This window comes from Hymenobacter sp. GOD-10R, from assembly GCF_035609205.1.
In the GTDB taxonomy this organism is placed as follows: Bacteria; Bacteroidota; Bacteroidia; order Cytophagales; family Hymenobacteraceae; genus Hymenobacter.
The window spans coordinates 1,267,445-1,279,935 of record NZ_CP141184.1; the positions used below are offsets into that span (position 1 = coordinate 1,267,445).

Annotated in this window: 9 protein-coding genes; all 9 read right to left on the bottom strand. The window is 55.0% G+C overall.

What is annotated here, in order from left to right; genetic code table 11:
- Positions 1-6: 6 nt before the first annotated feature.
- Positions 7-630, bottom strand: a complete 624-nt coding sequence (locus SD425_RS05265) for a hypothetical protein (RefSeq protein ID WP_324676144.1) — start codon at positions 628-630, stop codon at positions 7-9.
- A gap of 162 nt (positions 631-792) precedes the next feature.
- Positions 793-2,553: a RagB/SusD family nutrient uptake outer membrane protein gene (locus tag SD425_RS05270; protein ID WP_324676146.1), complete on the bottom strand. Its 1,761-nt coding sequence runs from the start codon at positions 2,551-2,553 to the stop codon at positions 793-795.
- 61 nt (positions 2,554-2,614) lie between these two features.
- Positions 2,615-5,851, bottom strand: a complete 3,237-nt coding sequence (locus tag SD425_RS05275) for a TonB-dependent receptor (protein WP_324676148.1) — start codon at positions 5,849-5,851, stop codon at positions 2,615-2,617.
- Between the two features lie 41 nt (positions 5,852-5,892).
- The gene (locus SD425_RS05280) at positions 5,893-6,573 is read right to left on the bottom strand and encodes a DUF3826 domain-containing protein (RefSeq protein WP_324676150.1); all 681 of its coding nucleotides are present in this window, start codon (positions 6,571-6,573) and stop codon (positions 5,893-5,895) included.
- 212 nt (positions 6,574-6,785) lie between these two features.
- A complete protein-coding gene (locus SD425_RS05285; RefSeq protein ID WP_324676152.1) occupies positions 6,786-8,018 on the bottom strand; it encodes a bile acid:sodium symporter family protein in 1,233 nt (410 codons plus the stop codon).
- Between the two features lie 148 nt (positions 8,019-8,166).
- Positions 8,167-8,835, bottom strand: a complete 669-nt coding sequence (locus SD425_RS05290; protein ID WP_324676154.1) for an aspartate/glutamate racemase family protein — start codon at positions 8,833-8,835, stop codon at positions 8,167-8,169.
- 53 nt (positions 8,836-8,888) lie between these two features.
- Positions 8,889-10,223, bottom strand: a complete 1,335-nt coding sequence (locus tag SD425_RS05295; protein WP_324676157.1) for a four-carbon acid sugar kinase family protein — start codon at positions 10,221-10,223, stop codon at positions 8,889-8,891.
- Entirely contained in the window at positions 10,220-11,464 is a 1,245-nt protein-coding gene (locus SD425_RS05300; RefSeq protein WP_324676159.1) for a ribulose-bisphosphate carboxylase large subunit family protein, read from the bottom strand. Before SD425_RS05300 ends, SD425_RS05295 begins: the two co-directional genes overlap by 4 nt.
- A gap of 30 nt (positions 11,465-11,494) precedes the next feature.
- Complete coding sequence (locus SD425_RS05305) at positions 11,495-12,394, bottom strand: sugar phosphate isomerase/epimerase family protein (RefSeq protein WP_324676161.1); 900 nt, start codon at positions 12,392-12,394, stop codon at positions 11,495-11,497.
- Positions 12,395-12,491 lie beyond the last annotated feature (97 nt).

Sequence of the window (12,491 nt, forward strand, 5' to 3'; positions counted from 1 at the left end):
AAGCGCCTAGCCGCCGGTGCTGCCTAGCTTTACGACTTGTTTCTTGAGTGGCGACCACGCAATACGCCGGGTTTCTTCCTTGCCTACTAGGTAGCGAAAGCTAGTCGCATCGGGTCGACGCTGTAGGTCGTCCCAGGTGGCGCGGTCGAGCTGGCCAGGTTGATACCGCTCCGACTTAGCTAGAGCGGGCTTCTGGAAGTTCTTATCAGCGAAGAATTCCTCCATTCGCTTCTTTACAAAAGCTTCGCGCTCGGCTTGGGTGGCCGAACTACCTTGCATTTCATACACCATCGACGCTTCCAAATCGGGGGCGGTGAGCACTTCGCGGAAGATAACCTGTCCGCTGGCATCCGTAATGGTGAAGCTAGCTTCGGCACTGAGCAGATTCGTCCCGCGGAGCGTGAGCATGAACTGATCAGGAGAGGAAGGGGAGGAGAACAGGTGCTTGCGCCGTACTACCTTCAATGTATCCGATTGGGCATTCACCTTGGTGGCCCGAGCGGTGTCCATCGGTTCGGCCGCCGTATTCGTATCAGTCGCGGCGGATGTTGTGCTCGTAGCTTGGCGAGTATCGGGCGACGACGAGCAGGCGGCAAACAGCGGTAAGGCAAAGAAGAAGGTAAAACGCATGAGCTGACAACGTTAAGAATGCAACAGTTGAGCTGAAGAGCTAGGTGCTACAAACGAAACACAAGCGCACAAGTTGCGAATCGGACTAAAGGCAAAAATCCCTTCCGCCGGGTGGCAGAAGGGATTGTAGGCCGGAGTTGGGTGGAAAGCGTTTGCTTCTGTTTATTGCAACGGGTCGAAGGAACCGCCGGGCCAACCTAGAGTCTGCTTCAAGCTGGGATTGTTATCGATGGCCTGCTGAGGCAGACCAAAGAAGTAGTACTTCGAATCCCATTTCAGAGTTGTTCTGGTGTCTATGTCCTTAAGGGTAACATCAAAATAATCCGTGTAGGCTTTGTCTAAGTTCACGTTATCACGAGTGGTTGTGAAATCAGCTGGAACACCTGTTGTTTTCAGCGCGATTTCGACTCTACGACGGCGTTTGTTGTTCAGCGTCGATTCAAATAGCTTATGACGACGCAAGTCCCAGAAGCGCTTGCCCTCGAAGGCAAACTCAATTTGCCGTTCGTAGAGGATGGCTTCGAGCATTTCGGCCTGGCTCATACCGGCTTTCAGGCCGTAATTGCCATCGGCACCTGCTTCGATGCCTGCTCGCTTCCGAATGGCTTTTAGCTGGTCGTAGGCTTCGGGCAAGCGGTTGATACCGCACGCACTTTCAGCTAGGTTTAAGAGCACTTCTGCGTAGCGAATCTCAATCCAATCGGTGCCGACATACTGCGCATCGCCGGTGGCTACGGTTGGGTTGATGGCTTTACGCGTGTAGAAGCCTGTGTTAGTAGCCGTCCGCTCTACGCTTTTGCCTTTCTCTAAGTACGTCCAGAGCTTGTACGAATTATTGCCGTTCAGTGGCCAAGTTGCTCCATTATAGGCAATGGTCTTATCGAAACGTGGGTCACGGTTCTTGTAGAAGAGCTGTTGAGAATAGCTGTACTTCGTCGATTGGCCAGGCTTTTTGCCATCAAGCATCGGAAAAGCACTTACGATGTCCCAAGTCGGCTGCCAGGAGCCACCACCCGTACCGGTGTAGGCTGGGCGGGCACTGTTATCGTAGCCGTTAGGTTTCCTTACTTGGTCGCCGGTGGCTGTGTTGAAGCCAGTGATCATCACTGCTTCTTGGTTGCTTGCGCTTTCCGTGAACCACAGCTGGTCGAAGGAAGGGTGCAGGCTGTAGCCATTAGCACTCAGGATAGTAACCGCTTGTTTGCTGGCGTCATAAGCGTCTTGCCACCGAGCAGAGTTGTTGGATGGGTTGAACTGCGGGCTAGCATAGTAAAGCAGCGTTCGTGCTTTAAACGCGGCGGCAGCCCCTTTCGTGATTTTGCCCCACTCAGCAGCGGTCCACCTACCCGGCAATAGCATGATAGCCGAATCAAGGTCACTTTTGATCAGCGCAAATGTTTCGGCGGTGGTGTTGCGGGGTAAGTAAGCCGCGGCGCGAGCATCTTCGCCTACGGCATCCAAGGGCTTCGTAATGAGCGGAACCCCACCGTAGAGGCGTACTAAGTCGAAGTAGCGCCAGGCCCGGAAAAAGTAAGCTTGGGCGCGTAGGCGGTTTTTAGTGCCCTGCAAGAGTGAGCCCCGGTTGGCATCCCGCAAAAAGGTGTTGATCAGACGAATCTTTCCGTAATTGTTGGTAGCGCTCAATCCGGTGCCAAAATCCTGGATGTCGTTGGGCTGTAACGAGCCTTCCAACAACTTAGCTTCGAGCGAAGAGGCGTTTGTGTTCGCGCACTCGTCCGACAGGTTGCTAGGATTGACGTTATTCAGACCAATGTTGCCCTGACCAGCCCAACCTGGCAGGTTTTGGTCGTAGATAACGCTGAGGTTAAGGTTGGCTAGGGTTGAGTCGCCAAACACCAAACCCGGGTTGGCAGCCCCTAGGTCAACTTTGTCGAGTACCTTCTCGCAACTGGTGAGCAGCATGAGCAAGGCAGCGCAAGCAGTAGCTGTACTTTTCAAGCAAATAGTCATTTCTATAAAAAGATTACAGGCCAACGTTCAAACCCAAAGACAGCGAGCGGATAGTGGGGTAATTGTCGTAGCCACCACCATACACTTTGTAGCTGTAGGGATTATAGAAATTGAGCGGATTCACGGCCACGAAGAACATCTTGATACTGCTCATGCCCACTTTGCTAGCGAGTTGAACTGGAAAGGTGTACGAAACAGTAGCGTTGCGCATACCAGCCGTGAAACCATTGCGAAGCCAGTAGGCAGAGTTCACATCATAGCTTTGCGAGTAGGCTGGGCTTGGATACTTAGCATCCGTGTGATCTGCCCGCCAGTGGTCAGCCCAGAAGTCCGGACGGTTCGACGTGACGGTGCCTTGCTTACGAGCGGCACCCTCCACCTGAGCTGGAGCACCAAAGGAGGCCCCCATAACCACTTGGATGTTCAGCCCTCGGTAAGTCATGCTCGGGTTGAAGCCAATGCTGTAGTTATTGTTCTGCCGCTTGGAGATATACTCCTGGTCCACTTCTGTGATGATGCCGTCGGGTTCCGTGTATTGGCCGTTAGCGTCCTTAGGCCCCCGGAGGTCTTGGTAGTAGAGCATGCCAGGAGCCGGCGCTTTTCCGAAGATGGTATAGCCTTTATGAGCATCTACGTAGTCTTTTACCTCCTGATCAGTGCGGAACATGCCGAGGTAGCGATATCCCTCAATACCTAGGTTGGTAGTGCGGCCGACAGGGTCATTCCACTGGCCGATCTTGCCTTTGTCTACGTCGATCTTAACGGACTTAGCGTCGTTCCAGGTTAGGAACGTGTTGATGCGGTACGACCAGTCTGCGGTAATTTTGTCGCCGTAGCCCAGTGAAATTTCATAGCCGTAAGCGTTTACTGTTGAGAAGTTTTCGGAAGGCAGCGCGGCGCCAATCAGCAGCGGAGCAGAAGCACTCAGGGCCGTTAGCATGTTGTAACGGTGGTCATAGAACGCATCGACCGTGAACGACAACCGATTGCCTAGCATCTGCATATCGATGCCTGCATTATACTTGATGTTATCGTCCCAGCGTGCTTCGCGGTTAGCAATGGCGTTTTTAGGTTGCACCCCTATGCCTTTGTCCGCGTTGTTGAATACGGCTCCTTTGCCTAGCAGAATATCGTAGCTCTGTAGCCATTGATACGCCTTAGTAGCATCACCACCGAGGTGACCAACCGAACCCCGGAACTTGAGAAAATTGATGGGGCGGATGTTGTTCTTGAAGAACGACTCGTCGGAGATGATCCAGCCGGCCGATACCGAGGGGAAGATACCCCAGCGGTACTCCGGCGCGAAGTTGGTGGAGGCATCGTAGCGTACCGATGCTTCAAGTAGGTAGCGGTTATCGAAGTTGTAGTTCAGACGGCCCGCATACGACAGGTTGGCGGTTTTAGCTTCGCTCTCCGTGGTCGTTGCAGTACCTAGGGCGAAGTTCATGTTGTCGTAGCCGCCTTGTACAACGCCTTCTTTCATCCCCGTCAGATCGTCGCGGTGGTACTCGGCTTGCTCAAAGAACGCAATAGCCGATACCTGGTGACGTCCAAACTTGCGGTCATAGTTGATGTAGCCGTTTACTTGATAGTTATCGTAGTAAGAGGGATTGAGGCGCACTCGATCACCGTTGTTCAGCGAAACAGCTCTCGGTGGCTTGCCATCAGCTGGGGTGCCATAGATGTGCTTATTGCCACCTAGCATGTCGAACTGATACACAGTGTATCGAGTGCCATACTGCTTACCAAAGGTATTATCCATGGTTTTGCTGTACACGGCTCGCACCTTCAAGCCTTTGATGAAAGGCAACTCGTAGTCGAGGGAGGCATTCAGGTTGAAGCCTGAGTTGCGCGTGAGGTTGTAGTTATTTAGCTTCTGTACCTCGAAGAAGTGGAAAGCATCCAGAGTATTAGTGTTGCTGCTATTGGAGAGCAATACTGGTAAGCCATCTACATAAGGCACGTTGAACTGCGGGGTGTAGAGCAAGCTCCGCATGTCGTTCTCAGGGTTTTCGGTACCCTGCTTGAGGAAATACATCCTCTTCTGGGCTAAGTCCCCGCTTAGGATCATACTGGCCCGCAAACCCCGCGTGATGTTTACATCGGTGCTAGCCCGGAACGTCCACTTGTTAGCATTGATATTATCAAAGTTGGCGTTCTGGTAGTTGTATGATACCCCCGCAAAGTAAGTAGCTCGCTCACTACCCCCGCTCACGTTTAGTGCGTGACGCGTCACGACGGCAGGCTTCCAAGCTGCCTTCAACCAATTGAAGTTGTGCTGCTTGAAGTAGTCAAGCTCATCCTGGGTGTAGTAAAGTTGTGAAGTAGGCGCTACACCGTTGGTGAAGTTGAGGTCGTTGAGGTAACCGGCTTGTTCGTACCCGCTCATCATGCTAGGTAGTTGTACGGCATCGGCAGCACCAGCCGAGCCGCTGTAGCTGAACTTAGGCGCGCCGGCTTTGCCACGCTTCGTAGTCACCAGCACCACGCCTTGGTTGCCACGGGCGCCGTAGATAGCGGCTGCCGCATCCTTCAGCACCGAAATCGATTCGACCTCTGATTGGTCGAGTACGTTGAAGTCGTCCTCCGTCCGGACGATGTTGTCGATAACGAACAGTGGACGTAAGGTGCCCCCGTCTTTCGATAAGATAACGGGGTTACGCACGGTGATCTGGCCGTTGTCTCCGGGGCGACCCGTACCACCGCTCACGCCCACGCCCGGCAATTGGCCCACCAGCGTAGTCGATAAACTACCAACAGGCAGCTCTTCAATGGCTTTCATATTTACCTGCGCCACAGAACCTGTCAGGTTGACTTTCGTTTGGGCGCCGTAACCCACTACCACCACTTCGTTCAGGGCGGCTGCGTCGTCTATGAGGGTAATAGTGACAATGGCACGGCCATTCACCGCAACTTCTTGGGTCTTGAAGCCAATGGAGCTAAACACCAAGGTTTCTTTGCCGGTCGTTAGCTCGAGACGGTAGGAGCCGTCGGGGTTGGTTACGGTGCCGTTCTTTGTGCCTTTCACCACTACCGTTACGCCCGGAATGCCAGCTCCTTTGGCATCCTTTACCGTGCCACCCACGCCGTTGGCAGCAGGCGTATCGGTTAGCAGGTGAGAAAGGGGCGCGTGAGAGCTAGCTGCATACGTGGTAGGAATCCCGAGCAGAAACCCGGCTAATAGCGCACAGGCTAAGCGGGTGGGAGGGCTTAGGGTAGGTGGAAGCTGCGCTTGTAGATGATGGATCATAGCAAATGGATGGGGAGTTAAAATCGTACAATCCGCTGGGACTAGTTACCGGGCGTTGCGGCACGGGCGCGACGCTCCGCCCAATCCTTGCCGGCCTGCTTCATGTCGACACCTTGCGCGGACAGGTAGTTGTTGATGCGGCCTTTATACTTGCCAAACCAAGCGTGTTTTTCCTTCGAGGAGCCAGCGTCCATGGCGTGTTCGCGCGCTTCCGTTAGCCAAGCCATGATTTGCGTTTTCTGCGCTTCGGTCAGATCCGGCAACATTTCCTGGTAGGCTTTCATCGTGATGGGCAGCACACCGTAAGTCATGCCGTCTTTCACTTGGTCGACCTGGCTAGGGGTGAGGGTGCGGCTGAGCTTGCTCAAATACTTCTTGTGCAACTTATCCCGCGAGGCAGCTACTTCAGCCTCTATTTTCTTTTTCTCAGCGGCTGTTTTCTCGTCTTGCGGCTTGGCTTTCAGAGCGGTGAGTTGCGCATCTTGCTTTTCCTGTAGCTCGCTGAGCTGCAGGTATTGACCGGCAATAGCATCCCGTACTTGTGGGGCTTTTTTCGCGTCTAAGCCTTCTATTTTTGCTACAATCTTATCCGCACGCTCGTTGATTGTGCGTGCATAAGCAGCTTCTTTCGATTCAGTGGGTTGCGCTTGGGCGAAAGCTAGGGTACTAGCTGACCCGGAAAGGATTGCGGCAAAAAGGAGGCTTCTAAGACGGTTGTGCATCGTGTGGTTGTAACTGCGAGAATGGTAGCAAGTTACACTATAGTGCTCAGCGCCTATATCCAGTTTTTTACCAACTTATTGTAGGAAATTACCATAGATGAAGCTGAGGTGAAGCCCTAATGATTATATATGCTAGAAGGATACCGCAAACGTTACCGATATTATTCAAAAAGCTAATACTAGTTCTATTGTCTTTCGACTACTATCTGAGCCTACTGCAAGCTTATAACAGCGTTTTCTTCAACAGCGACCGGTTTTCGCCGCCAATAGTTAGCTAGGATAGATCCAGAAATATTCATCCACGGGCTGAAGACGGCCGCTGGTAATCCCACGGTACCTAGCTTGCCCATGCTGCCTGCCAACCCCGACGCCATACCGCCATTCTGTAACCCCACTTCGAAAGCCACCGTACGCGCGGAGTTTTTGTCTAAACCAGCCAACCGGCTAAGCCAGTAACCAAAGAAGTAGCCCGCCGCATTGTGAATGACGGAGGTTAGGAACAGCAAGAAACCCACTTTGAGCAGATTGTCGCGGCCAGCGGCGGTGGTAACGGCGGTGAAGTAGATGATGCCAAACATCGATAGGTATGGCATGATGCTATCAAGCTGTTTGTAACGGTTTGTTAGCCAGTGATACAGCACACCCACTAATAGCGCCGCCGCCAGGAAGCCTACTACCCCGATACTCTCCAGTGCTTCGGAGCTAGCTAGGTGCGTTTCGAAGAATTGCCATAAGCCACCGGCTAGTGCTACCAACCAACTCACGGCCACAAAACACAGAAGTTGGACCGTGCGCCAACCCCGAGGCGAGGCGGTTTTTAGATAATCGTGGAGCAAGGCAGCAGAAATCGGAACGAGCACAATCTTGATGATTTCCATCATCATATTGACAAACTTGATTTCTATGAGTGTGCCGGCTAAGAGCTTCAGGAGCAGTGGTGTAAGAAAGGGAGCGGCCAGCGTAGCCATGGCCGTCACGACTACCGATAGCACCATGTTGGCCCGCGCCAAATACACCATCACGTTGGAAGCTAGCCCGCTGGAGCAGGAACCGATGAGGATGATACCAGCGGCAATTTCGGGCTCAAAATGAAACACCTTGGTGAGCAACAAACCCATCAGTGGCATCACCGAGAAATGGCAAGATAAGCCAATAAGCACGCCCTTGCCGGTAGAAGCTAGCCCCGAAAAATCGCGGATGCTCATCTGAATGCCCATGCCAAACATCACCAGCTGCACGACAACCAAGATGAGCCACTTGTTGCGCAGATCGACACTGCCCCAGTGCGAAAAAGCCGCCGGGTAAATCATGCCTGCTACAACGGCTACAATGATCCAGGCTGTGTATTGATAACTTCGCAGCAGCGGTATGCTCTTCATGCCCAAGGCAAAGCTCACAACTGCCACGATGCTCGCCGGTCGCCACAGCAGCGCGTTTTGCTGCATTATTCCTAGCAGTAAGGCAACTACCGCTACACCACAAACAAGCAAACATAGTTGGGCAATCCGGTTCATAGTGAGCAGAATAGCAGGAGAGAATAAGTAGGATAGAACGGGGGCTAAAAGCCTAGGCGGGCAATCCGTAGGACCATAACTAAGCTTGCAGCAGCTCTTTAGCTAGATGCTGGACGGCGATGCCGGGGCTAGCTAGGATGGGCACTTGCTTGTCGGCGGGCGCTAGCGTATCGACTACGCGGGCCATGGAGGCTTGCGCGAGCAGCACCACATCTACCTTCGTCACGAGGTCTTTGAGGGCGCCGGCTACCATAGCGTCGTGGGTGGCAGCGTCGCCGCTCATGAGAGCGTCGAAGGCACCTTCGCAGAGCACAGATACTAACTCAATGTCTTTGCCCGCGGCGGTGGCACGGCGGCGCACTAAGTCGCTGGTAGGACCTAGGGTAGTAGGTAGTGTGGCAATAACACCGATGCGCTTGCCCGTTTGCACGGCTTGGTCGGCCATGGGCTGATCGACGCGGAGCACGGGCACTTTGGTGAGAGCCGCCGATGCTTCTACGGCCGCCCCGATGGAGGAGCACGTTACCATGATGTAATCGGCACCAGCCGCTTCCGCGGAGCCCACGTAGTTGACGACACGCCGGGCGTTATCGGGGCGCAGCTCGCCGCACTTGATAACGTTTTTGATCAGGCTGTCGTCGACGATGTTGAACACTTGCACGCCGGGCAAGTATTCGTTGCAGAGCTGCTGAAATACCGGGACCAGTGTAGCCGACGTGTGAATGAGACCTAGGGTTGGGGTGGACATGGGATTGGATTTAATACTAGAGCGTGCCGTATCAACTTAGCGGCCCGCCGAATTCAAGACAGTTTGCCTTGGCGCAAGGCGCCGAAATAATTGGGCGAGCCGACCTGGCCGCCCTTAAAGTTGACTTCCACGCCGTGCAGCGGTGACCCGGGTGCCGAAGCTCGGCAGAGTGGTGCTCCTGGGACAAGCGGCGCAACCATCTCCACGGCCTCAATGCCCATGGCGCGAGCGGCGTAGCTAGACGTATCGCCGCCCGCCACCACCACCCGTTTTACTTTGGTTTGCTGGGCCACAGCGCGCGCAATTAACCCGAGGGCTGTGCCTAGCTTTTGAGAAGACAAGTTTTGCTCGGCCCGCGCCGTGCCGCCGTTGGTGTGCACAATCACGCTTTGGCCTTGCTCCATGTAGTCGATGGCGGCTTGCTTGTAGTAGCACAAGTCGAGTGCTTTTTCTGGCCGCCGGGCTAGCTCTTGGGCATTGAGCACTACCTCCGCAAAACCGTTTTCCTTGGCCCAAGCTACCTGCCCCGCCGTGACGGGGGAACAGCTGCCCGAAATCACCAGCAACGGATCTACGGCGTTAGGGGAGGGCCACTCGCCAACGGGCCGAAGCGCGCCGGTGTGCGCCCAGTAATTGCCCAAGGCCATTTCCACCCCCGACGACCCCACTGAAAATAGCGGCTTGTCGGTGGCGAAGTGGTCTAGTGTCTCACCGATGGCCAAGAGCTGCTCGTCATAAAGGGCATCAATCAAGATAACTTCAGCCCCCTCCTGAACCTGAGCAGCTAGGTTGGCTTGTATTTCCGCTTGCGGCTTCCCAATGGATAGGATATCGAGTAGGCCAATCTTTTTCGTGGTTTGCCTGGCTAGATGCAAGCGCAAGTCACTCTCGTCTGCGGGCGTGACGGGATGCTGGCGCATAGATGGGTGCCGATCTAGCCGGAAGATCACGCCTTGGCTGCCGATGCCCATGCGCGCAAACAGATTTCCGAAGGCGCAATAGCGACCTAGGGCCGGAGCGGCTACCAGCAGGGGCACAAAGGAGTTGGCAAAAATGGCTTTGCCCACGTCAATGGCTCGGCCAATGCTGCCCACAGTAGGCGACGAGTCGAAGGTGGAGCACACTTTATAATGGACATGCCGAGGACCTAGGTCGCGCAGCTCTGCGAAGGCGGACTGCAACGTAGCTGCCATGGTCTCGGGCGGCATAGACCGCGTGAGGCCAGCCACGCCGATAGCATCAAGTTCCGGGTAAGCCGCCAGTTGAGCCGCAGTAGGCGGCTCGATAAACAACGCCGTTTTAGCCCCTGCTCGGCTCAAGAATTCTAGTGCATCGGTCGAGCCGGTGAAGTCATCGCCGTAGTAGGCGAGGAGCAGTTGCTTCCTCATAGGCTGCCGAACTTCTTCACCGACTCCGCAAACTCAGGGTAGCGAGCAGCTATTTCTGGTATACCTAGGCCATTTACGGCGCCTTCCCAGGCTTGTTGCAGGGCCTGCACGCCCGCTTCGGGGCCCATCGGGTGCGCCAAGATGCCGCCGCCAGCCATGTACAACAAGTCCGTCGTTTGGGTGCGCCGGTAGGTTTCGGGCGCCTGCCCGCCCCACTGCCCCGATGACACCACGGGCAGCACTGAGTAGCCCCCAAGTAGCGGTGTGAGGCAAGCATTAATGGATTGTACCACGCTGTCATCCGACTCCCAAAACTTGTTCTGGATGCCGTTCACGTGAATCTGGTCGACGCCGGCTAGGCGCCACAGCTTCTGGTAAGCCGTAAACTCAATGCCGAGTAAGGGGTGCCGGGTCATCATGCCCCAGCCGTTGCGGTGCCCGTGAATGGCAAGGGCCCGCTGGTCACAGATTTTCTTGGCGCCAGCTAGGCCTACGCTGTTCAGGCTGACCATGGCGCAGGTGCCGCCGCTGCTCACCACTTTGTCGTAGCGGCGCAGCATCTCGTCCATTTCCCCACTGATGTTGAAGGCGTACATCACCTTCTTGCCTGTTTTATCAGCGTGGCGGTTGATAACGTTCATGATAGCATCCACCCGCGTCTCGAAAGGCGAGTTGGCAGCGGCGGCTTGTAGCTCGTCGTCCTTCACGAAGTCGATACCGGCTTCGGCGAGCGTGCGCACGAGGTCGGCAGTTTGCTCCGGCGTAAGGCCAATGCTTGGCTTGATGATGGTGCCGATGAGCGGCCGCTCGTATACGCCGGTGAGGGCACGGCACCCCTCAATACCGAACGCCGGACCGGCATACTGTTCGGCGTAGGAGCTAGGTACGTCGAGGTCGAGCAGCTTTAGGCCCGTAAACTGCCGAATCTCGTAGAGGTTGCCCTGCAACGTAGACACGAGCACAGGTAGGTTGTAGCCGAAGTTCTCCACCGACCACGACACTTTCACTAGGGCGCGGTGATAGAGGCCGCTGCTGCTGGTAGCACCAGGAATAGCGGGTTCCGTAACCGTTTCCAGCTGCTCCACCGATTCTACACGCGCCGCAAAGCGCTGCTTTAGTTCCGCTGTCTCGCCCGGCACCGCCACAAAGGTGCCTGATGACTGTTCGCCGGCTAGCACAGCCGCAGCGGCTTCTGGCTCAAAGGGCGTTTCGATGAAATAGGTGGCGGTAATGCGTTCCATGGAGAGAAAGCAGACTAGGCTATTAGGTGACTAGCTAGCTTGGAAAATAGATTTGAGATAAGCCGTGTTGGCGCCGAAGTTCTTCTTCACGTTGCGCGGGTCGTTGGCGTCGCGCGAGCGTTCAATCACGAGCCAGCCTTCCCAGCCCATTTCGGCTAAAGTCTGCTTCACGCGGTTCATGTCGAGGCGGGTGTTGTTTTGCAGCCACACACCGTCGTCGTCGGTGCAGTGGATCTGGCAAATGCGCTTGCTGCCGAGCGTTTTCAACTCCTGGTTTAGGTCGCGGCCGGCTTTGAGGGGGTTCGAGAAGTTGAAGTAGATCTGGACGTGCTTGGAGCCGATTTCGCGCAGCAGCTCCACTTCGCCCTTTGCGTCCAAAGCTGTTTCGATGCCGATGACCACGCCTGCTTTCTGCGCCATTTTGCCCACTACTTTCAAGCGTTCCACAATAGCGGGCCGCAGTTCGGGGTTCTTCACTAAGTCGCCTTGGGTACCTAGGGGCAGGAAAGCCACCTTCACATTCATGGCCTTCATCGTATCGATGCAGTCCTGTACCATGCGCTGGTAAGTGGGGCGCGTGGCGAATGACTGGGCGTAGAACCCCGTCATGGCAAGGGAGCAGATTTGTAGATTCAGCTCCTTCGCCTTGTCTAGAAACTGTTGCCGTATCTCTGGGTTAGCTAATTGGCTGTCAAATGTTTCCCGCTGACCTAGGCCACCCATGTCTACTTCTACGCCGTCGGCCCCGATGTCTTTCGTGAGTTGCAACGCACCTAGCTTTTGCCGCTTCAGGATCATCAGATCGACCACGGCAATCTTGTAGGTGAGCTTTTTAGCCTTGGCTGGTAGCACGTTCGGCAGCAGCAAGCCTCCCGTGAGCAGCAGGCTACTTTTCAGAAAAGTACGGCGGGTGAAGGGATGAGTCGTCATGGAAGTGGAAGGTAGAGGACGGAGGTAGCCCGCAGAGGGCGCAGAGGATTCCGCAGAAGACGCAGCGTTCAGCGTCGGCGGACTAAAGACGAACGCG